Origin of the sequence: Bailinhaonella thermotolerans, assembly GCF_003594875.1 — a bacterium.
Lineage (GTDB): Bacteria > Actinomycetota > Actinomycetes > Streptosporangiales > Streptosporangiaceae > Bailinhaonella > Bailinhaonella thermotolerans.
The window spans coordinates 282312-303821 of the sequence record NZ_QZEY01000005.1; the positions used below are offsets into that span (position 1 = coordinate 282312).

Consider the following 21510-nt stretch of genomic DNA (forward strand, 5'->3'; position numbering starts at 1 on the left):
GTGGAGAGTCCCCCAACCCCTCACGGTGTTCCCTCCCCGCACGGAGCCTGTGGCGTCCTCAGCGAATCACTTCGCCGGGGATCGACTTGCGTTCCCAGTCGAGGTACTTCTCGGTCTCCCCGAGCACCCCGGCCACCAGGAAGGCGAACACTCCGACGTCGTCGGTGACGCCCAGCAGCGGCAGGAACTCGGGCAGAGCGTCCACGGGAGACACGATGTAGACCAGGGCGAGGATCATCAGCCCCAGCTTCGTCGTGGTCAGCCCGCGGTAGACCCCGGCCTTCCGGGCGCGGAGCATGCGGGGCAGCGCTTTGAAACGGGCGCCGATCCCGGGCGCACCCGGCCGCTTCGAGCTGCGGTAGACACGGTACGCCGTCCCTGCGGCGGTCGCGTGCCCGATCTTGCCCACTTTGCGTCCCTTCATGTGCTCCGGATACCCGGCTTACATCTGGTTGAACGCCAAGGGGGCCTCGGTGGTTCCCGATCTACACGACAAAACTCGTAAATCGTTCTTGACCTGGCAGTCGCCGTACGGCGAGGCGCGGCTCGCCCGGCCGCCACACCGCCACCGCCCGGTCGACGCGCTCGAAGTCCCCGGCGATCACCAGCCGCCCGTCCGGCAGCCACCTGTGGTCCGTGTGCTTCAGCGAGGCCACGACCGGCATCGACGGCAGCCGCGTCCACCGCCGCTCGCGCAGGTCCAGCGCCCACAGGTCCAGGAGCTGCGCCGGGCCGCCCCGCCAGGACGGGTGCCCGTGCTCCAGCAGCACCCACCGCCCGTCCGGCGAGACCACCCCCTCCCCCGGCTCGTACGGCGTGGCCGGCCTCGGCACGGTCTCCCGCGCGCCGGTGCGCAGGTCCCACAGGACGTACGGCGCGTCGCCCGCCACGTCCGACGTGAGCGCGTGGTCGCGGGTGGCGGCCACGATGCGGGGCTGCCGCACGAGCACCCGGCCCGAGCGGTCGGTCAGGGTGGCCTCGTCGGGCCCGGTGGTGATCAGCCCGGCCTCGGTGTCCGGTCCGACGCGCAGGTCGCAGCGCGCGGGCCGGGGCGGGCGGCGGTCGCGACCCCGCGCGTCCACCTCGCGCAGGACGCACCGGTCCCCGGCCCTGGCCACGCCCTCCTGGGAGCCGTCGCCCGGCCGTTCGAGCTGCCAGACCCCGCGCCCGTCCAGCGACGGGGCGCCGAAGTCCCGCCAGGGCGACCGGCTCGCGCGCCCGCGCCGGTCGAGCAGGTAGGTCCGCGGGCCGGTCTCGCTCGTGAGCCGGGTCACCGCGAACCGGTCCCCGGCCCGCCACACGTACCAGTCCCGCACGCCGCGCGGAAGCCCGGTCACCGCCCGGCCGCGCCCGGTGTCCACGTCCACGAAGCGCGGCGGGTCCGAGCCGAGGAGGAGCGTGAGGCCGAGGTCCCGCTCGTCGCCGCCCAGCGGAGGCGGCTCCGGGCCGGTGTCTCCCCACGCCCCGCTCCACGTGCCGCCCCACGTGTCTCCCTGCGTGTCCCCCCACGTGCCACCCCACGTGTCTCCCCACGTGCCGCCGCTCCTTCCCGCGCCGCCCGCCGTGGGGCCCGGCGAGGGAGTCCCGGCCGCGGCCCGCGCCGCCGTACCGGAGGGGGAGCCCGGCGGGTCCGGCGGGGACGCGCCCGGGGAGGTGCAGGCGGCCAGCAAGGACAGGAGCAGGCACGCGGCCGGCGCCGATCGTCTCATGCCCTTCCTACCGTGATCGGCCCGGCGGGGTTCCCGGTTCGGGCAGCGGCGTGAAGTGGGGTTCGAGCTGGGCCGCGACCGACAGGAGGAGGTCCTCCCTGCCGTACGCGGCGACGAGCTGCACGCCCACCGGCAGCCCGGCGGCGGTCCGGTGGAGCGGGAGGGAGATCGCCGGCTGGCCGGTGGCGTTGAACGGCGAGGTGAAGGCGATGGCGCGGCCGGTGCGGTCCATCGCCGTGGTGAAGTCGTCGGCGGGGATCCAGCCGAGGGGGAACGGCGCGACGCCCATCGCCGGGGTGAGGAGGAGGTCGTGCCGCTTCCACCACTCGGCCAGGTACACCCGGAAGTCGTTCAGCCACTGCAGACTGGCGATGTAGCGGGTCGCGCCCGACTTCTTCCCGGCCGCCGCCATGATCTGGTTGCGGGGCTCCAGCTCGCCGGGCTCGACGGGACGGCCGCGCATCCGCCCCATGTGCTCGACCTCGGCGGCGACGTGGGAGCTGACGATCACGCCGTAGTGCCCGGCGAAGCCGTGGTCGCCGAGCTGGTAGGGGTAGCCGGGGGCGACCTCGTGCCCGAGCCCGGCCAGGAGCCGTGCGGCGTTCTCGACCGCGGCGGCGCAGTCGGGGTCCCCGGGCACGCCGTCCCGCGGGTCCCGCGCGAGGTACCCGACGCGGAGCACGCCCGGCTCCGGGGGCACGGGCCGCAGCGGCGGCGCGTCGTACGGGTCGCCGGGCTCACGGCCGGAGAGCAGCTCCAGCAGGGCGGCCGTGTCGCGCACGCTCCTGGTGAGCACGCCGGGGACGGAGAAGCCGCCCCAGCCCTCCGAGACGCGCGGGCCCGGGCTGACGCGTCCCCGGGACGGCTTGAGCCCGACCAGGCCGCAGACGCTCGCGGGGATGCGGATCGAGCCGCCGCCGTCGCTCGCGGTCGCCAGCGGGACCATGCCCGCCGCCACGGCCGCCGCCGATCCGCCGCTGGATCCGCCGGCCGAGTAGGCGGGGTCGCGCGGGTGCCGGGTGGGCCCGGTGGACACCGGCTCGGTGGTGATCGTGGTCCCCAGCTCGGGGGTGTTCGTGCGCCCGAGGACGACGAAGCCCGCCCGCCGCAGCCGCCGTACTCCGTGGTCGTCGCCCTGGGCCCGGTACTTGGCCAGGACGCGGGTCCCCGACGCGCACGGATCGCCCTCGCTGTTCCACCCGAGGTCCTTGAGCAGGATCGGAACGCCGCGGAACGGCATCGCGGGGTCGTCAGGGAGCGCGTCGGCCTCGTCGAGCGCCCGCTCGAACCGGCGGTGGACGACGGCGTTGATCCCCCCGTCCAGCGCCTCGATCCGCCCGATGGCCGCCTCCACCAGTTCCCGGGGAGTGGCCTGCCCGGTACGGACAAGGTCGGCGAGTGCGATCGCGTCGTCCATACCGGGCATCGAACCTCGTTCGGAGAACGGCTGTAAAGGGCCCGCGGGGCGGGTCAGGCGAGCACGTTGTACTCCAGCGCCACGAGCAGGTAGGCGACGGCGGCGAGCGCGACGAGGCTGTGATGCGCCCGGCCGAGCGGGCTCCACCAGCGCCTGGCCCCGGCGAGAACGGTCGTGACCAGCGTGAGGGCGGTCGCGACCAGCGCGATCACGGGGAGCGTGGTGATGGCCGTGAACAGCGGGGAGCCGCCGGTGAAGAACTTCGCCTGGTTGCCCTCGAAGTTCGCGAACATCATCACCAGTGATCCGGCCGACGCCGTGACCAGCGCCGCCGTGAGCCAACCGGCGAGGCCGGCGAATCCGGGTGCCTTCCGCGGCGCTCCCGCCGCCCCCGCCGTCCGCCCGGTACGGCGGCGCGCCCGCCGTACGGCGGCGACGACGGGCCAGGCCAGCGCGGACAGCAGCAGGAACGTGACGGTGACGCCGAGGGTGCCGAGGTGGAGGGACGGGGACTGGTACCAGGACAGGCGCTCCAGCGGGCCGGCGGGGTTCTCGGTGGCGAGGAGGCCGCCGGGGCCGAAGCGGATCACGCGGTGGCCGTTCTTCTCGCGGAAGAGGCCGGGGGCGGTCTGGACCCACTGGCGGGTCTCGGCGGGGCCGAGGGCGACGGCGCCGGTGGTGGTGAGGATGCCGTCGGGGCCGGCGGTGACGGTCGCGACGTTCATGAGGGCGCTGACCTTGCCGACGTCGGTCATGTCGGAGGCGAGGACCGGGCGGTAGGTCCCGGCGTAGGTGGAGATGTCGGGCATCCCGGCGGTCGTCGCGTGCGCGGCCGCCGGGGTCGTGGCCGCCGGGGTCGTGGCCGCCGGGGTCGTGGCCGCCGGGGTCGTGGTCGCCGGGGTGGCGGTGGGCCGCGCGGTGAAGGCGTCGGCGAAGGCGGCGACCAGCTTCCAGGCGGAGTCGGGGCCGCCCTTGCCGCTGCCGTTGAAGGAGGCGTAGACGCCGACGCGCAGCTCGGGGATCAGCGCCATGATCGCGAAGTAGCCGGGGATGTTGGCGCGGTGGACCAGGAGACGGGTGCCGCCGCGCGTGTACTCCTGGAAGCCGTAGCCCATGCCGGACGTGCCCTCGGCGTTGCCGAAACGCCGGCTCTGCATCAGCCGCACGCTCTCCGGCCTGAGGATCTTCCCGCCGCCGTCGAGGTGGGCCAGCATGAACGCGGCCATGTCGGTCGCGGTGGAGCGGAATCCGGCGCCGTGCGGCGGCATGTGGCCGTACTTCGCGCCCTCGGCCCGGACCTGGCGGCCGTCCGCGAGGCGGTAGCCCGGGGCCAGGGCGGCCGCGATCGCCGCGGGCTCCGGCTGGGCCATCGTGGAGCGCGTCATGCCGAGCGGGCGGAAGATGTTCTCCTCGACGTACCTGTGGAAGGGCATGCCCGAGCGCACCTCGACCAGGTATCCGGCCAGGCCCATGCCGTAGTTGGAGTACACGGCCCGGGTGCCGGGCGGGCGGACCCGGTCCGGCTGGTGGTCCGCGAGGTGTTCGCCCAGGTCGTGAACCTGCTCCGGGGTCGCGGCGCCGGTCCCGAAGTCGCCGCCGCGAAAGCCCGCCGAGTGGGTGAGCAGGTGGTGCGCGGTGACCGGCCGGCCCGGAAAGGCATCGTCGATCTTGAACTTGGTGAGGTACTCGTTGACGTCCTCGTCGAGGTCGATGCGGCCCCGCTCGACGAGCTGCATCACGGCGGTGGCGGTGATCAGCTTCGCGATGGACGCCGGGGCGAACACCGTCCCCGCCGGGTCCACGCGGCGGCCCGTCTCGACCTCGGCCACGCCGTACCCCTGGGCGAGCACCCGCCGCCCGCCCGCCACCACGGTGACCGCCGCGCCCGGGACCTGGTGCTCCCTGAGCAGCCCGGGCACGAGATCGTCGGCGAACGCCCGCGCCGTCGCGGCCGGATCCCGCAGGCCCTCCCGCGTGGTCCGTACGGCGTCCGCCGGCTCCCGCGCGGGCCGTACGGCATCGGCGGCGGCGGGCGCGAGCCGTACGGCGTCAGCGGAGGCGGGGGCGGAGGCGGAGGCGGAGGCGGATGCGGAGATGGAGGCGGGGGTGGATGCGGATATGGGGGCGGCCAGGGCCGCGGACGGGAGGAGGGCGGCGGTGAGTGCGCAGGTCAGGGCGCCCCACCGGAACGGTTTGCGTCGGAGCAGCATGAGCTGCTCTCCTTTCTGTGGAAGCACGTACGCGTGAAGGCACGCCGCTCTGGCGTGGTCGTGCTGTTTCCGCTGTCCGGGGGCGAGTTGCCGCTCGCTCCCGGACCACGTCTCATGGGGTCGGCCGGCTCAGCCGACGCTGCGCAGGATCCGCTCCACCTCCGCGACCTTGCCGGTCAGCTCGGCGATGCGCGCCCGCGACTCCTCCTGCTGCGCCAGCGCCCGCTCGGCCAGCTCGCGGTACCCGGCCATCTCGGCCGTGAGGAGTTCGGCGCGGCGGCGCTCGAAGCGGAAGTAGAAGGCCACGCACGCCGAGATGGCCCCGAACAGGATCAGCATGACCGCGATGGGGATCACGATGGAGTTGAGGTCGGTCATCGGGGGGTCTCCTGCACGTCCGTGGGTCCTTCCTGATCGTCCGCGCGCAGCGCCGCGAGGACGGTGTCGATCGTCAGCCTGAGGTCGAAGGGCAGGAGCTCGATGTACTTCATCGCCTTGCCGTCGTCGGACAGCTCCAGCCGCCCCTCGACCAGCCTCGCCGCCTCCAGCCGTTCGAGGTGCATGTAGAGCAGCGGGCGGGACACGCCGGCGCGGCGGGCGAGCTCGCTGACGTGCACCCGCCCCTCGGCGAGCTCGGCGAGGACGCGCAGCCGCACCGGATGCCCGAGCGCGGTGAGCAGTTGGAGCAGGTCTTCACTGGCTGACATGCCGTCCTCGATAGGGGCTGGTTTCACCTGTTAGATCACTCTGACAGGTGATAGATGATCACGCAACCCCGGAACCTCGACCGGAGCGGGTTTACGTGTTAGACCTGAATGTAAAGCGTTGGGCAAGCGCTCGGTCGGAGGAGGCCCGGTGTCCACGTATGACCGCTATGTGTCGCCTGTCGAACCCGGCACGTGGGACGTGCCGATGGCGGGGTCGGCCCGATTCACCTGGGAGTACGACGACGGGCGGCAGCGGCTGCTCGACCTGTACCAGAAGGGCAAGGACAAGCAGTGGGACGCGCAGAAGCGCATCGACTGGGACCTTGAGGTGGTGCCGACCAACGTGGTCGGGCTGCCCGAGGAGTTCAACCCGCTGCACGGCTCGCGCGTCTGGGACCGGATGACGCAGAAGGAGCGGGACGAGTTCGGGTTGCACCAGGGATCGTGGCTGTTCAGCCAGTTCCTGCACGGCGAGCAGGGGGCGCTGACCGTCGCCGCGCGCATCGTCGAGACCGTGCCGGACCTGGACTCCAAGTTCTACGCGGCCACCCAGGTCATGGACGAGGCGCGGCACGTCGAGCTGTACGACCGGTTCGTGAAGGAGAAGATCGGGACGTACTACCCGATCAACAAGGACCTGGCCAAGCTGCTCCAGGAGTCGCTGACCGACGGCCGCTGGGACCTCCCGTACCTCGGCATGCAGGTCCTCATCGAGGGGCTGGCGCTCGCCGCGTTCGGGCTGTACCGCGACATGGCGACGAACCCGCTGGTCAAGCAGCTCCTGGCGTACGTCATGCAGGACGAGGCACGGCACGTCGCGTTCGGCCGGCTGGCGCTGAAGGACTACTACGCGCAGCTCACCGACGCCGAACGGAAGGAGCGCGAGGAGTTCGTCATCGAGGGCTGCCACCTGATGCGCGACCGCTTCCGCGGCATCGAGGTCTTCGAGCGCCTCGGCCTGCCCATGGACGAGTGCCTGGAGTACGTCGACAACTCGGTGATGTTCAAGACGTACCAGTCGCTGCTGTTCAGCCGCATCGTCCCCTGCGTCCGTGATGTGGGCCTCTGGAGCGAGAAGGTCCAGGCGGCGTACGACGACATGGGCGTCCTCGACGCGGCCCGCGGCGACCTCGTCGCCCTCATGCGCCAGGACGAGGAGATAGCCGAGGACTACGACCGCCAGAGGTACGAGGCGGAACTCGCCACCCGCCGCGCCGAGGTGGACGGGGTCATCGCCGAGGCCGCCGCCTCGTCCTGACGTCGCCGACCGCCGGGAGGGCCTCCTCGGGCACCGTCAGGAGGCCTTCTCGAAGGCGGTGAGCATGACGTCGGTGGCGTCGATGGACGTCGTCGTGGCGCGGCTGAACGGCAGGGAGCCGGGCCAGGTGTGGCCGCCGCCGCGGACCGTGTAGAGGGAGACCGTGGCGCCGTCGCGGCAGCCGGGGTAGCGGCGCAGGCGGATGTCCTTGGCCACGCGGACCTGGACGGGGCGGCCGCAGCCCAGCGAGCGGGCCCAGCGGTCCATGGTGTCCACGACGGACGGCAGGCGCAGGTCGCGGAGCCAGTCCGGGGTGGCCACGCCGCTGTAGTTGGCGCGCACGGAGACGGGACCGCCGTCGTACGGGATCACCTGGTCGCCCGTGCCGTGGAAGGCCACGATCGAGGTGGGCCGCGGGTTCGGGCAGGGCTCGGCGATGTTGACGCCGCTGACCGGCGCGACCGCCGCCAGCCGGCCGCGCAGGCCGCAGACCAGGGCCGAGGCCATCCCCGCGCCGTTGGACATGCCGGTGGCGAACTCCCGCCCGGAGTCCACGCACAGCGTCGCCTCCAGGTGGTCGAGCAGCAGCCCGGCGGCCTTGACCTCGGCCCCGTCGTCCGCGACGTCCTCGCCCTTGAGGCCGGGCAGGACCCAGCCGGGCAGCCCGGTGCTGCTGGACGGGGTGACCACGATGAAGCCGCGCTCCCCGCCGACCAGCGGCAGCCGGGAGTACACGTCCTGCATGAACGCGTTCGAGCCGAGCCCGTGGAAGTTGAGCACGACCGGCGCGGGGGTCGCGTTGGTGAACCCGCGCGGGACGTTCAGCCGGTACCGCAGGCGTACGCCGTCCCGGTCGGCGCTGACCTCGGTGGTCGGCGGAAGGGGCTTGCCGCAGCCGGGGCTGCCCCCGCGGGGCGCGGCGGCCGGCGCCGGGCCGGGCGCGACGTCCTGGGACTTGGTCCGTGACGGCCCCGGGGAGGAGCAGGCGCCCAGCATGAGCACGACACCCGCCAGGACCGCGGTCAGGCAGCGTGCTCTCATAGCCGGGCATTCCTCACTCAGCCGAGGTTATCCGCTCTTGGGAACAAGACGCCGGACGACCTCGGAACCGGGTGCGGATCCGGGGAGAACGGCCACCACGGGAGTGTCCAGCCCGTTGTCGGCGTACGCCTGGAGGCGGGCGCGGCAGGCGTCGGCGTCGCCGTGCACGATCAGCGCGTCCACCACCTCGTCGGGGATCGCGGCCATCGCGCCCGCCCGGTCCCCGGCGGCCCACGCCTCGTGCATCGGCGCGAGGGCGTCCCCGCGCCCCAGCCAGTCGTGGAACGCCCGGTAGGCCGGGACCGTCAGGTAGCTGGCGATCAGCCACCGCCCGAGCCGCCGCGCCTCGCCCGCGTCCGGGTTCACGCACACGAACACCCGCGCGATCAGCTCGGTGTCCGGCCCCACCTCGGCGCGCACCTTCGGCACGTCCTCGGGGGCGACCCAGTTCGTGATCGCGCCGTCCGCCTCGGCCGCCGCCAGCCGCAGCATGCCCGGCCGCAGCGCCGCCAGCACGATGCGCGGCGGCTCGGCGGGCGGCCGCTCCAGCCGGAAGCCCTTGACGGTGAAGGTCTCGTACTCCTCGCTGACCTTCTCCCCGCTCAGCGCCCGCCGCAGGAAGCGCAGCGTGTCCCGCGTCCGCTGGTACGGCTTGGCGAACTCCCCGCCGTTCCAGCGTTCGACGATCGCCGGCGACGACGACCCGATCCCCAGCACGAACCGGCCGGGCGCGAGCTCGGCCAGCGTCGCCGCCGACTGCGCCAGCAGCGCCGGGCCCCGGGTGTACACGGGCACGACGGCGCTGCCCAGCCGCATGCCCGGCGCCCACTCGGCGGCCAGCGCCAGCGGCACGAACCCGTCGGCCCCGTTCACCTCCGCCGACCACACGTCGGAGTACCCCAGCTCCGGCAGCTCCCGCACCAGCTCCCGGTGCTCCGGCAGCGACAGGTCGTTGAGCGGAATCGTCAAACCCCAGCGCACGCCCACGTGGATCCTCCGCGTTCTCGGCTACCGCGCAAGCTTCGCGCATCCCCGTGGGTCCCCGTCAACCCTTCGTTACCGCCGAGTACGGCGACTCGCCCCCGGCAAGCGGCGCGAGACGCGGGGCGAGGAGCGCCCCCGCCACGGCGAGGACGGCGGTCAGCGCGAACACGCCGAGGAGCGCGGCGGACAGCGAGCCGCCGTGGCCGCGGGCGACGGCGATGGCGGCACCTCCGATCCCGGCTACCACGGCGGTGGCGAAGGTCTGGGCGAGCTGGAGCGCCGCGCTCGCCTCCCCCTGGCGTACGGCGTGGCGGAGCGACTCGGTGGTGGAGGCGTTGAAGGCCACGCCCATGCCGAGGCCGCCGACCGCCCAGCCGAGGACGGCGACCCACGCCGGCACCGCCGTGACCAGGACGGCCAGGGCGATCAGCACGACCCCGGCGAGCAGTACGGCGAAGCCCGCCGCGGTCGCCGCGACCCGGCCGGCGCCGCGCGCGTCCCGCCGTGCCTGGAGGGCGGACCCGGCGACCCACGTGAGCGCGCCCGCCGAGAGGCCGAGCCCGGCGAGCCCGGCGCCGACCCCGCGCACCTCCTGGAGCCCGAGCGGGAGGAACGCCTCGCTGCCGAAGTAGACCCCGCAGAGCAGGGCCCGCACGACGACGCCGGCGCCGAGCCCGCGGCGGGCGGTGAGCGTGCCCCGCGGGGTGACCCAGCGCAGCGCCGGCACGGTGAGCACGAGCCCGGCGGCGGCCAGCGCGAGGAGCGCGAGCGGGTCCGGCAGCAGCAGCGCCTGGAGCAGTACGGCGGTGCCCGCGGTGAGCAGGACGGCGGCGGGCAGCGGGCGCCGCCACCAGGGGACGCCGGGCGCCCCGTCCTCGGCCGGGGCCCCGCGGAGCCCGCCCAGCGGAGGCAGGGCGAGAACGGCGGCCACCGCGGCGATCGGCGGCATGAGCAGGAACACCGCGCGCCAGGAGACGGCGGCGGCGAGGACTCCCGCGACGGCCGGGCCGACGAGCGAGGGAACGGTCCACGCCGAGGACAGCAGCGCGTACATGCGTGCCCGCAGCCGCTCCGGATAGGCCAGCCCGATCACCGTGTACGCCATGGCCATCACCGCTCCGACGCCGAGGCCCTGCGCGAAGCGCCCGGCGAGGAACAGCGGCCACGTGGGCGCCGCGCCCGCGATCGCGCACCCGGCGGTGAAGGCGAGCACGCCGAGCGCCATGGGACGCCGGGGGCCGCCCCGGTCGGCGGCGCGCCCGGCGAGCACCGTGCCGACGATGTTGGCGAGCATCAGGGCGGACAGGCCCCAGCCGTACGCGTCGAGCCCGTGCAGGTCGCCGGCGACCCCGGGCAGGACGGTGGCGACCCCGAGCGATTCGAACGCGACCATGCCGACCGAGAGCAGGATGCCCAGGCTGAGCGTCCGGTGAGCGGGCCCGAACACCCCGCCTGAGGCGGGCGAGGCGCCGGGAGCGGGGGCCGGGCCGGTGGAACCGTGCGACATCATGATCACTCCTATTATGTTCCGATCCGGAACGGAACATAATAGATACACTGGTCCCATGGCCAGTCCCACAAGCGGAGGCGGCGCCCGGCCCGCCTCCGGCAGGCCCCGCGACGCCCGGATCGACGCCGCCGTGCTCGACGCCGTGATCGAGATCCTCAACGAGTCGGGCTATGGCGGGCTCACGATGGAGGCGGCCGCCGCCCGCGCCGGGACCAGCAAGCCCGCGATCCGCCGCCGCTGGCGCTCCCGCCAGCACCTCGTGGTCGAGGCCCTGGGCCGCGCGATCGGCACCGCGCCCACCCCCGACACCGGCTGCACCCACTGCGACCTCATCGCCGGCATCGGGACCCTCAGCCACGCCTTCACCACGACCATCGGCCGCCGCGCCCTCCCCGCCCTCGTCGCCGACCTGGCGGACGACCCCGAACTGGAGAGGGAGTTCCTCGACGCCTACTTCCACCCGCGCCGCGCCACCACGGCGAAGGCGCTGCGCCGGGGGATCGAGCGCGGGGACATCCGCCCGGACGCCGACATCGACCTGCTGCTCGACATGCTCGGATCCACGACGTACTTCCGCGTCCTGTTCGGGCACCTGCCGATCACCCCCGGCCTCGCCGAGGACGTCGTCTCGGTGATCATGGCCGGGGTGGCCACGGACTCCTGGCGGTCCGCGCACGCCACCCCCGGCTGACACGCCCGCGCGATCGCCGTACGGCCTGGCGCGAGCCGCACGGCCTGCCGGAAGCCGTACGACCTGCCGGGAGCCGTACGGCCTGGCGCGAGCCGTACGGCCTGCCGGGGGCCGTACGGGGTGAGGGCGGGTCAGGCGCGGAGCTCGTGGACGGCGGCGATGAAGTCGCGGGCGATGCCGCGCATGCCGGGCAGCCAGGAGACCGCGACGAGGCGCTCGATGAGGGGGACGGAGAGGTCGATCAGGCGGTACGTGCGCTCGCAGCCCGGCGAGGAGTCGTGCACCCAGTAGAGGACGACGCCCATGGAGGCGAGCCAGAGGAGTTCGGGGAGCTCGGCGCGGAGCTCGGGGTCGACGCGGATGTCCGCGCCCTCGACGACCTCGCGGTAGATGCCGATCGCCCGGTCGCGCGCCGGCGACGACTCCGCGCTGAACGGGCTGAGCGGGTTGTCGGGTTCGGCCGCGTGCTTGAAGAACTTCACGGCGAACGCGTGGTACGGCTCGGACACCTCGACCCAGGCCCGCAGCACGCCGCGCAGCCGCGCCCCGAAGTCCCGCTCCTCCGCCAGGATCCGCTCGCAGGCCGCCTCGTGCTCCGCCTGCGACCGTTCGTAGTAAGCCTGGATCAACTGCTCTTTCGAGGCGAAGTAGTAGTAGGCGTTCCCCACGGAAACCCCGGCCTCGGCCGCGATCGCCCGCATCGTGGTCGCCTCGAATCCCCGCTCCCGGAACAACCGCAGCGCCGTCTCGACGATCAGCTCCCGGGTGTGCTCGGACTTGGCGGTCCGCGTCGTCGGCTCCACGCACGTCACTGTACGACTTCCCCGCGCCCCGGGGTCACGCCAGCCCTGAACCCCCGCCCCCCGACCCACCCGAAACCCCTCCCCACCCACGCGGAGGCCCCCAGAACCACCCCTCCGGATCCCTCGTGTGAGACCGTGCGCGTCAGGGCCGACGCGGGCGGGGGCCGGAGGGGGCGAGAGTCCTCCGCCGGGCGGGCCGGGTTCAGGGGGATGGGGTCAGGCGGACCAGGTAGGGGCGGGCTCCCGAGACGTGGATCTGCCGGATCTGGGTGGGGATCAGGTCGTGGTGGATGGCCGTGGCCAGGACGGAGGGGTCAGGGATGATCACCGTGGCCGTGCCGTCGGATCCGAGGACTCGGGTCAGTTCTCGCCACCAGGCGCCGGGGCGGGCGGCCAGGCGGCCCAGAGGGGTCACCTGGGCCCCCCAGGGAGGATTGGCGATCACCCGGTCCACGGTGGCGTCGCCCAGGGGGAGGGCGGCGGCGTCGCCACGGCGCACGTGGATCCCGGCGCTTCCGATCCCGGCGCGGGCGATGTTGGCCCGGGCGGCGGCCAGGGCCGCGGGGGCGGCGTCCACGCCCTGGTACATGGCCTGGGGCTGGAGGGCGTGGGCCTCGATCAGGAGGGTGGCGGCGCCGCAGCAGGGGTCCAGGACGCGCTGGCCGGGGCGTATGTCCGCCAGGATCGCCATCGCGGCGGCGACCGGCGGGTGGAGGGTGCCGGGGACGGTCTCGGTCTTGTAGCCGCGCCGGTGCAGGGGGCGGTCGCCGAGGCGGAGCATGAGCGTCGCGTGCTCGCCGTCGAGCGTGAGCCGCCACCCCCCGTAGCCCGCGGGAGGCGCGGACCCGTTTCGCCGGGAGTGGTACGGCAGGCGCAGCCGCCGCGCCAGCGCCTCCCCCACGGCGTCCTCCGCGTCGTACCGGTTGAAGTTGCGCCGCCCGAGGAACGACGCCGACACCTCGACCCCGCTCCCGCCGTACGGCAGCGCCGGCGAGCCACCCGCGGGCGAACCGGCCGGGAACGAGCCGCCCGAGGACGGGCCGTGCGCGGACCGGTCGCCGCGACCGCCCGCCGCGAGGGTCTCCGCCGGCGTCGTGCCCGCGAGCCGCGCGGGATCGACCGCGCCGGCCAGGCGGGCGAGCGCCGCGAGACCCGACCGGCCGGGCCCGACGTCCGGACCCCGCGCGACCAGCAGGAACACATCGTCCGCCGTCCGGGGCTCCGCCGCCCCTGGGACGCCGTCGAAGTGCACCTCCCGATGCCCGATACCGGCGACCGGCCCGTGCCCCGCCCGCAGGATCTCCTCGGCGAGAACGGTCTCAAGACCACGTGCACATCGCGCCACGAGGCGCGCCCCCGTCACGGGACGGAGACGACGCCGGGACGCGGAAAGTCAGCGCAAGAGCGCATGCCGAACTTCTCCCACGTCGCGATCCGGGGCGGCCCGACACCGCCCCGCCTCGCCGGCGACGGGATCTCCTCGTCTCGCCGGCGGCCGCTAACGCAGGAAGAAGAAGGTCATACCGCGACGATACTCACGCCCCTCCCACCCCCGCGAACCCTTTTCCCGCCCCGCCCAGGACGCCCGCCGGGTACGGCCCGCACGGCCGTACGGCCCGCGCCGGCCGACAGTTCCGCGCCGGCCGACAGTTCCGCGCCGGCGGACGGTTCCGCGCCGGCCGTACGGCCCACCGCGCGGAAAGGGCCGGGAGAAGAAACCCGGGAAAGGGAAACGGCGCGGGGGGTGGCCCCGCGCCGTTTCCGTGGTCTTCCAGGTCAGGCGGTGAGTTCCGCCGCGACCAGTTCCGCGATCTCGGCGGTGTTGAGGGCGGCGCCCTTGCGGAGGTTGTCGCCTACCGCGAACAGCTCCAGGGTGTTGGGGAAGTCCAGGGCCTGACGGATGCGGCCCACATAGGTCGGGTCGGTGCCCACGACGTCGGCCGGGGTGGGGAAGACGCCGTTGGCCGGGTCGTCCATGACCACGACCGTCGGGGCGGCCTCCAGGAGGGCGCGGGCGCCCTCGACCGTCACCGGCCTGTCGAAGGTGGCGTGGACCGCGAGCGAGTGCGTGGTGATCACCGGCACGCGCACGCAGGTCGCGGAGACCTTGAGGTCCGGGATGCCGAGGATCTTGCGGGACTCGTTGCGGACCTTGAGCTCCTCGGACGCCCAGCCGTCCTCCTTGAGCGAGCCCGCCCACGGCACGACGTTGAACGCCATCGGCGCCGGGAACGGGGAGTCCGCCCCGTCGAAGCCGACCGCCTTGCGCACGTCGCCCGCGGTCTGGCCGATGGTGCGGTCGCCCGCGACGGCCGCGACCTCGTCGTACAGCCGGTCGATCCCCGCGGCGCCCGCGCCGGAGACCGCCTGGTACGACGCCACGACCAGCGCGCGCAGGCCGTACTCACGGTGCAGCGAGCCCATGGCCGCCATCATCGTGAGCGTGGTGCAGTTGGGGTTGGCGATGATGCCCTTGGGCCGGTTGCGGACCTGCTCGGGGTTGCACTCGGGCACCACGAGCGGCACGTCGGGGTCCATGCGGAACGCGCCGGAGTTGTCCACGGCCACCGCGCCGCGGGCGGCGGCGATGGGGGCCCACTCGGCGGACACCTCGTCGGGCACGTCGAACATGGCGACGTCCACCCCGTCGAAGACCTCGGGGGTCAGCGCCTGAACGACGACGTCCTCGCCGCGCACGCGCAGCACCTTGCCGGCGGACCGGGCCGAGGCGACCAGGCGGATCTCGCCGTACACGTCGGGGCGGTTCGACAGGATGTCGAGCATGACGGAGCCGACGGCCCCGGTGGCTCCTACGACCGCGAGGGTCGGCTTGCGGGCGCTCATCGTCCGGTACCTCCGTAGACCACGGCCTCGACCTGGTCCGCGTCCAGGTTGAAGGCGCGGTGGGCGGCGGTGACGGCCGCGTCCACCTCGTTCTGACCAACGATCACCGAGATGCGGATCTCCGAGGTGGAGATCATCTCGATGTTGACACCCGCTTCGGCCAGCGCGCCGAAGAAGGTCGCCGAAACCCCGGGGTGGGACCGCATGCCCGCGCCGATCAGCGAGACCTTGCCGATCTGGTCGTCGAACAGCAGCGACTCGAAGCCCACGCGGTCCTGGATCTTCTTCAGGGACGAGAGGGCGTTCTGCGCGTCGGTCGTGGGGAGCGTGAAGGAGATGTCCGTGCGGCCCGTCGTCGCGGCGGAGACGTTCTGCACGATCATGTCGATGTTGACGGCGGCGTCGGCCAGCGTCTTGAAGATGTTCGCCGCCTCGCCGACCTTGTCGGGCACGCCGACAACCGTGATCTTGGCTTCGCTGCGGTCGTGCGCGACACCGGAGATGATCGGCTGCTCCACTTCACTGTCCTTCGCTGCGGTCTCGGGGGCGGTGTTCGGGTTGGGGCGGTTGCCGACCCACGTGCCGGTCTTCTGGCTGAAGGAGCTGCGCACGTGGATGGGCATGTCGTAGCGGCGGGCGTACTCGACGCAGCGCAGGTGCAGGACCTTGGCCCCGCACGCGGCCATCTCCAGCATCTCCTCGTAGGAGATCTCCGGGATCTTGCGCGCGGTCGGGACGATGCGCGGGTCGGCGGTGAAGATGCCGTCCACGTCGGTGTAGATCTCGCAGACGTCGGCGTTCAGCGCCGCCGCGAGCGCGACCGCCGTGGTGTCGGAGCCGCCGCGGCCGAGCGTGGTGATGTCCTTGGTGTCCTGCGAGACGCCCTGGAACCCGGCCACGATCGCGATGGAGCCCGCGTCGAGCGCCCCGCGCAGCCGGCCCGGGGTCACGTCGATGATGCGCGCCCGGCCGTGCGCCGAGTCGGTGATCACGCCGGCCTGCGAGCCGGTGAACGACCGCGCCTCGTGGCCGAGGTTGGCGATCGCCATCGCGAGCAGCGCCATCGAGATGCGCTCGCCGGCGGTCAGCAGCATGTCCAGCTCGCGGCCCGGGGGCAGCGGGGAGACCTGCTCGGCGAGGTCGATGAGCTCGTCCGTCGTGTCACCCATGGCGGACACGATCACGACGACGTCGTTGCCCGCTTTTTTGGTCGCGACGATCCGCTGCGCCACCCGCTTGATGCAGGCCGCGTCGGCTACCGACGAACCACCATATTTCTGGACAACGAGGGCCACGAGAGCGTCCTCCCACTGGAAACGGGACGGGACGCCAAGTCTACTGACCGGCCTGGAGAGCTCAGCGACCGGTTTGGACCTGTGAGCCCTCCTCCACCACGGCGCTCATCGCGGCCTCGATGGACGCCTCCGCGGCCTCCACATCGAGCCGGCTGTGCGCGACGAGCGCCTGCAGCGCCCGCAGCGCCGCGCCCGCGTGGTTGCCCCAGGTGTTGAAGTAGGAGTACTGCCACCACCACAGCGCTTCCAGCGGGCGTCCCGCCTGGTAGTGGCGCAGTCCGTGCACCAGGTCCGCCGCCACCGCCGTCAGGTCGTCCGACAGCCGGTACGGCGTGAGCGAGGTGTCCTTGTAGGGGTCGAACACCTCGACGTACCCGTCCACCGGGCCGAGGCGGGCGGCGAGAGCCGTACGCAGCTCGTCCAGGTCGGGATCCGCGCTGATGGGCGGCTCCCAGTTGGTGGGCAGGATGACGTCCTGGCTCGCGCCGAGCTGCGCCCCGGCCGCGCTGACCTGCGCGACCTCGAGCAGCAGCATCGACACGGTGCGGTCCTCGCCCTCCCCCTGGGCGACCGCGGCCAGGCCGTCGAGGTAGTTCTGGGCGTGGGCGGCCACGTTGTCCGCCAGCCCGTGCCATCCGTTGCTAGACATCGAGCAGCCTCCTTCCTTCGAACGCGCGGCCCAGCGTGACCTCGTCGGCGTATTCGAGGTCCCCGCCCACGGGGAGCCCGCTCGCCAGCCGGGTCACCTTCAGCCCCATGGGCTTCAGGAGCCGGGCGAGATAGGTCGCTGTCGCCTCCCCCTCCAGGTTGGGGTCGGTCGCCAGGATCAGCTCGGTCACCTCGCCGTCCGCGAGCCGGGTCATCAGCTCGCGGATCCGCAGGTCGTCGGGCCCCACCCCTTCGATGGGGCTGATCGCGCCGCCGAGGACGTGGTAGCGCCCCCGGAACTCGCGCGTCTTCTCGATCGCGACGACGTCCTTCGACTCCTCGACCACGCAGATCACGTGCGGGTCGCGGCGCGGGTCGCGGCAGATCCGGCACTCCTCCTCGGCCGCGACGTTGCCGCAGATCCGGCAGAAGCGCACCTTCTCCTTGACCTCCAGCAGCACGTGAGCCAACCGCTTCACGTCCACCGGGTCCGCCGCGAGCACGTGGAACGCGATCCGCTGCGCGCTCTTGGGACCGACGCCCGGGAGCAGCCCCAGCTCGTCGATCAACCTCTGGACGACGCCTTCGTACATCTCTTCCTTATGCCTTCAGAAACACGCCCTGGCAACCGGCCGGCGGCCCGGGTCGGGACCGCCGTGCCCGGAGACCGGGCCTAGAAACCGGGCAGGCCCGGCATGCCCCCCGGCGCTCCACCGCCGAAACCGCCCAGCGCCTGCGTGAACGGGCCGAGCTTCTCCTGCTGGAGATCACTGGCGGCGCGTACGGCGTCGCGGACCGCGGCCATCACCAGGTCGGCGATCGTCTCCGCGGTGTCGGCCGCGTCGCCGGGGTCGATGACCTTCGGGTCGATCCGCAGGCTCAGCAGTTCCCCCGAGCCGCTCACGGTGGCGGTCACCAGCCCGCCGCCCGCCGTGCCCTCCACCTCGGCCTCGCTGAGCTCCTGCTGCGCGCTGAGGAGCTGCTGCTGCATCATCTGCGCCTGCTCCAGCATCTGCTGGAGGTTGACATCCCCTGGGTTCACGGTACTTGCGCTCCTCGTGGGCTCGCGTGCTGTTTCCGCGTCAACGACTCGGGACGCCGCCGCGCTCCCACCGCGGCGAATTCACCCGCCGGATCGGCTCGCTCGGCTCCGTCGCCGCGTGCGCGCTGACTCCCGCCCGTCGGCGTTCGCCCGCGCTGCACGGTCGCTCCCGCCTCCTCGTTCACGCGGAGGGCGGCCCCTGGCCACCCGCCCCGCTCACTCGCCGGCGTTCGCTCCGTGGTCCCGAGACTACGGGGTTTGACGCGTGTACGGCACTGCCGGGCGCCGTGGTTTCGCACGCGCCGGACTCAGGCGTGATCGATCACGCCGATGATCTGCGCGCCGAGTTCCCGCTGGATGAGGGCCACACCGGTCAGCTCGGACCCTTCGCCGTCGGCGTCCAGGTCGTTCAGCGGGTCCACGTCGTCCACGTTGTGCTCGGGCTCGGGCTCCCGCTCGGCGGCGGCGGCCGCGGCCGCCGCCATCGCCATGGCCCGGGTGCGCCCGCTGTCGGCCTGGCGCTGCGGCTCGGAGCCCGCGGGAGCGCCGGGGGCGGGTGTGTCGGGCCGCGGTCGCGGCTGCTCGGGGCCCTGCGGGGCGCCCGGCCTCGGCCCGCCGGAGGGCGGCGGCGCGGAGGTGCCCCCGCCGGGGCCGCCGAGCACCGCCTCGACGCGCCACTCGCCGCCGAAGCGCTCCTTCAGCACCTCGGCGACCACCAGGTCCCGGTGGCCGAGGGTGAACCCGCGCATGTCTCCCTGCTGCGCGAACGCCAGCGTCACGGCGTTCCCGTCCACCCCGGCGACCTGCACGCCGTTGCTCAGGGACGCCCACGCGACCCGGCTCCGGCCCTTGATCGCCTCGACGATCGAGGGCCAGCTCTGCCGGATCGTGGCGAGGTCGGGCCGCCCCGCCTGGCCCGCGCCGGACGCGCCTGGGTCCGGCTGCGCGGGGCCCGCGGCGGGCGCGGGAGCGGGCCGCGACGCGGCGGGACCGGATCCCCCGTCGCCGCCCGCGGGGGGCGCGCCGGAGGTCATCGTCGGATCGGCCGCCGGGCCCGCGGGCGCGGCGGAAGCGGCCTGGGCCGTGCCCGGGCGGACCACGGGCCCCCAGTCGTCGTCGGCCTCGGCGGCGCCGGCCGCCGCGACTCCGGCCTTGGCCGGGACGGGCTCGCGCGCGGGACCCGTGCCCCCGCCCTGGACGGCGGGCACGCCGGGCTCCGCGATCTCCACGTCCGGCACGCCGGGGGCGGCCGGAGCGGGCGCAGACGGGGACGCCGCGGACGGGGCGTCGGCGGACGGGGCGCCGGCGGGTGGGGCGTCGGCGGGCGTCGATCCGGCGGTGCCCGGCCGGGTCACCGGTCCCCAGTCGTCCTCGCCGCTCGTGGCGCTCGCGGGGGCGGGGCTCCCCGTTCCCGCGGGGCCGCCCGCGCCGGGGCGCGTCACGGGCCCCCAGTCGTCGTCGCCCGAGGCCCCGGGCGCGGTCGCCGTACCAGTGCCGGGGGCGGTCGCCGTACCGGCGGCGGACGCCGGGCCTTCGGGGCGCGGGGCGGTCGCCGCGGGAGCGCGGCCCGCCGGGGCGGGGCTCGCCGGGGCGGGGCTCGCGGGGGCGGGGCTCGGCGCGGGACGGGAGGCGGCGGCGCGGGCGGCGGCCCGCGCGGCGGCCAGGCCGGAACCCCCGGGCTGGTCGTCGGACATGCCGGGGGGCGGGACGTGCGGGACGGCCTGGCGCGCCGGCTCCGGGGAGGCGGGCGCCGGCCGTACGGCGTCGGCGGCCGGGACTCCGCGCTCCAGCCGCTCCAGGCGGGTGAGCAGGGAGGCCTCGTCGGCGGTGGCGCCGGGGAGGAGGACGCGGGCGCAGATCAGTTCGAGGAGGAGGCGCGGCGAGGTGGCGCCGCGCATCTCGGTGAGGCCGGCGTTGAAGACCTCGGCGGCGCGGGTCAGCTCGGCGGGGCCCAGCTTCCCGACCTGGCCGCGCATGCGCTCGATCTCGTCGGCGGGGCGGTCCAGCAGACCCTTCTCGGGCGCGTCGGGCACGTTGGCGAGGATGACCAGGTCGCGGAAGCGCTCCAGCAGGTCGGCGGCGAAGCGGCGCGGGTCGTGGCCGCCCTCCATCACGCGGTCGATGCCCTGGAAGAGCGCCGCGCCGTCGCGGGCCGCGAACGCGTCGATCATCTCGTCGAGCAGCCCGGCGTCGGTGTAGCCGAGCAGCGAGACGGCCCCCGCGTAGGTGATGCCCTCGTCGGTGGCGCCCGCGAGGAGCTGGTCCAGGATCGACAGGGAGTCGCGGGCGGACCCCGCGCCCGCGCGCACGACCAGCGGGAGCGCGGCGGGCTCGAACGGCACCGACTCCGACGCGAGGATCTCCTCCATGAGCTGGCGGAGCGTGCCGGGCGGCATGAGCCGGAACGGGTAGTGGTGGGTGCGCGACTTGATCGTCCCGATGACCTTCTCGGGCTCGGTGGTCGCGAAGACGAACTTCAGGTGCGGCGGGGGCTCCTCGACGAGCTTGAGCAGCGCGTTGAACCCCTCGCGGGTCACCATGTGCGCCTCGTCGATGATGTACACCTTGTAGCGCGCCGACACGGGCGCGAAGAAGGCGCGTTCGCGCAGGTCACGCGCGTCGTCCACACCACCGTGGGAGGCGGCGTCGATCTCGATCACGTCGATGTGGCCGGGACCGGTCGGCGCCAGCGCCACGCAGGAGTCGCACTCGCCGCAGGGGTCGGGGGTCGGGCCCTGCTCGCAGTTGAGGGAGCGGGCCAGGATGCGCGCGCTGGAGGTCTTGCCGCAGCCGCGCGGGCCGCTGAACAGGTAGGCGTGGTGGATCCGTCCCGCCCGCAGAGCCTGCCGAAGCGGCTCGGTGACGTGCTCCTGACCCTTGACTTCGGCGAATGTCCCGGGCCGGTACTTGCGGTACAGCGCAAGGCTCATCGGGGACCCCGTCCGGATGTGGCGTGAGACAAGGAACCCCCCGCACACCCGTCAGAGCCTGCTTATCCTTGCTGCCTTCCGGCCCTGGGGAGGTTCACAGGATGGACGCCGCGCGAGGGGCCCACATGAAGTCTACTCACTCTCAGGGCAGCTCTGTCCCACGAATCCCCGTCCCGCGAATCATGTTCAACGCACCCCCGAACCTCCGATAAGCTGTCCCACGGAGGATTCGCCTAGTTGGCCTAGGGCGCACGCTTGGAAAGCGTGTTGGGGGCAACCCCTCGCGAGTTCGAATCTCGCATCCTCCGCGCAAGGTTGAGGCAGTACCCGAGGGCCCGGATCGCTTACCCACGATCCGGGCCCTCGGTCTTTTCCCAGCTCAGCCGTGGTCTCTCACGACCTTCTCCGGCTCGTCACCGTC

General features: G+C 73.8%; 19 protein-coding genes, 1 tRNA gene and 1 other RNA gene. 3 read left to right on the top strand and 18 right to left on the bottom strand.

What is annotated here, in order from left to right; all coding sequences use genetic code 11:
• Positions 1-58: 58 nt before the first annotated feature.
• The 6 genes from D5H75_RS16650 to D5H75_RS16675 all read right to left on the bottom strand — a co-directional run bounded on the left by D5H75_RS16650 (position 59) and on the right by D5H75_RS16675 (position 6043).
• Positions 59-424 (bottom strand): YkvA family protein, encoded by a 366-nt coding sequence (locus D5H75_RS16650; protein ID WP_119927375.1) that lies wholly within the window; start codon positions 422-424, stop codon positions 59-61.
• A gap of 61 nt (positions 425-485) precedes the next feature.
• On the bottom strand, positions 486-1709 hold the full coding sequence (locus D5H75_RS16655; protein ID WP_147425183.1) for a hypothetical protein: 1224 nt from the start codon (positions 1707-1709) through the stop codon (positions 486-488).
• Between the two features lie 7 nt (positions 1710-1716).
• Complete coding sequence (locus D5H75_RS16660) at positions 1717-3126, bottom strand: amidase (protein ID WP_202638224.1); 1410 nt, start codon at positions 3124-3126, stop codon at positions 1717-1719.
• A 53-nt stretch (positions 3127-3179) separates the two neighbouring features.
• Positions 3180-5336: a serine hydrolase domain-containing protein gene (locus tag D5H75_RS16665; protein WP_119927378.1), complete on the bottom strand. Its 2157-nt coding sequence runs from the start codon at positions 5334-5336 to the stop codon at positions 3180-3182.
• Positions 5337-5465: 129 nt separating this feature from the next.
• Complete coding sequence (locus D5H75_RS16670) at positions 5466-5714, bottom strand: hypothetical protein (protein WP_119927379.1); 249 nt, start codon at positions 5712-5714, stop codon at positions 5466-5468.
• Positions 5711-6043 carry an ArsR/SmtB family transcription factor gene (locus tag D5H75_RS16675; protein ID WP_119927380.1) on the bottom strand — a complete coding sequence of 111 codons (333 nt, stop codon included), beginning with the start codon at positions 6041-6043 and terminating at the stop codon, positions 5711-5713. Before D5H75_RS16675 ends, D5H75_RS16670 begins: the two co-directional genes overlap by 4 nt.
• Before the next feature lie 148 nt (positions 6044-6191).
• Here D5H75_RS16675 and D5H75_RS16680 point away from each other — a divergent pair, with 148 nt between their 5' ends.
• A complete protein-coding gene (locus tag D5H75_RS16680; protein WP_119927381.1) occupies positions 6192-7301 on the top strand; it encodes a ferritin-like domain-containing protein in 1110 nt (369 codons plus the stop codon).
• A gap of 36 nt (positions 7302-7337) precedes the next feature.
• On the opposite strand, the gene D5H75_RS16685 is transcribed toward D5H75_RS16680, so the two are convergent.
• From D5H75_RS16685 to D5H75_RS16695, 3 genes are read right to left on the bottom strand one after another with little or no spacing between them, the layout of a single operon-like run.
• Entirely contained in the window at positions 7338-8342 is a 1005-nt protein-coding gene (locus D5H75_RS16685) for a CE1 family esterase (protein WP_119927382.1), read from the bottom strand.
• A gap of 27 nt (positions 8343-8369) precedes the next feature.
• Entirely contained in the window at positions 8370-9329 is a 960-nt protein-coding gene (locus D5H75_RS16690; protein WP_119927383.1) for an LLM class F420-dependent oxidoreductase, read from the bottom strand.
• A 58-nt stretch (positions 9330-9387) separates the two neighbouring features.
• Positions 9388-10836 carry an MFS transporter gene (locus tag D5H75_RS16695; RefSeq protein WP_202638225.1) on the bottom strand — a complete coding sequence of 483 codons (1449 nt, stop codon included), beginning with the start codon at positions 10834-10836 and terminating at the stop codon, positions 9388-9390.
• 55 nt (positions 10837-10891) lie between these two features.
• On the opposite strand from D5H75_RS16695, the gene D5H75_RS16700 reads away from it, so the two are divergent.
• Complete coding sequence (locus tag D5H75_RS16700; RefSeq protein WP_202638226.1) at positions 10892-11527, top strand: TetR/AcrR family transcriptional regulator; 636 nt, start codon at positions 10892-10894, stop codon at positions 11525-11527.
• A 131-nt stretch (positions 11528-11658) separates the two neighbouring features.
• Here D5H75_RS16700 and D5H75_RS16705 read toward each other — a convergent pair whose 3' ends face one another.
• From D5H75_RS16705 to ffs, 9 genes are all read right to left on the bottom strand, one after another.
• Entirely contained in the window at positions 11659-12330 is a 672-nt protein-coding gene (locus tag D5H75_RS16705; protein ID WP_119927583.1) for a TetR family transcriptional regulator, read from the bottom strand.
• Positions 12331-12532: 202 nt separating this feature from the next.
• The gene (locus tag D5H75_RS16710) at positions 12533-13693 is read right to left on the bottom strand and encodes a methyltransferase domain-containing protein (protein WP_119927386.1); all 1161 of its coding nucleotides are present in this window, start codon (positions 13691-13693) and stop codon (positions 12533-12535) included.
• A gap of 413 nt (positions 13694-14106) precedes the next feature.
• A complete protein-coding gene (locus D5H75_RS16715; RefSeq protein ID WP_119927387.1) occupies positions 14107-15174 on the bottom strand; it encodes an aspartate-semialdehyde dehydrogenase in 1068 nt (355 codons plus the stop codon).
• Positions 15171-16469, bottom strand: coding sequence for an aspartate kinase (locus D5H75_RS16720; RefSeq protein ID WP_119927388.1), 1299 nt, complete (start codon positions 16467-16469; stop codon positions 15171-15173). The genes D5H75_RS16715 and D5H75_RS16720 overlap by 4 nt, the downstream gene beginning before the upstream one ends.
• Positions 16470-16530: 61 nt before the next feature.
• Positions 16531-17118: a DUF5063 domain-containing protein gene (locus D5H75_RS16725; protein WP_119927389.1), complete on the bottom strand. Its 588-nt coding sequence runs from the start codon at positions 17116-17118 to the stop codon at positions 16531-16533.
• Positions 17111-17710 carry a recombination mediator RecR gene (gene recR, locus D5H75_RS16730; RefSeq protein ID WP_119927390.1) on the bottom strand — a complete coding sequence of 200 codons (600 nt, stop codon included), beginning with the start codon at positions 17708-17710 and terminating at the stop codon, positions 17111-17113. Before recR ends, D5H75_RS16725 begins: the two co-directional genes overlap by 8 nt.
• A gap of 80 nt (positions 17711-17790) precedes the next feature.
• Positions 17791-18159 (bottom strand): YbaB/EbfC family nucleoid-associated protein, encoded by a 369-nt coding sequence (locus D5H75_RS16735; RefSeq protein WP_119927391.1) that lies wholly within the window; start codon positions 18157-18159, stop codon positions 17791-17793.
• 308 nt (positions 18160-18467) lie between these two features.
• Positions 18468-21089, bottom strand: a complete 2622-nt coding sequence (locus D5H75_RS16740) for a DNA polymerase III subunit gamma and tau (protein ID WP_119927392.1) — start codon at positions 21087-21089, stop codon at positions 18468-18470.
• A gap of 28 nt (positions 21090-21117) precedes the next feature.
• Positions 21118-21214: signal recognition particle sRNA small type (gene ffs / locus D5H75_RS16745), an RNA gene on the bottom strand.
• A 97-nt stretch (positions 21215-21311) separates the two neighbouring features.
• Between ffs and D5H75_RS16750 the strand changes: the two genes are divergently transcribed.
• Positions 21312-21397: transfer RNA gene (locus D5H75_RS16750), tRNA-Ser, on the top strand.
• Positions 21398-21510 lie beyond the last annotated feature (113 nt).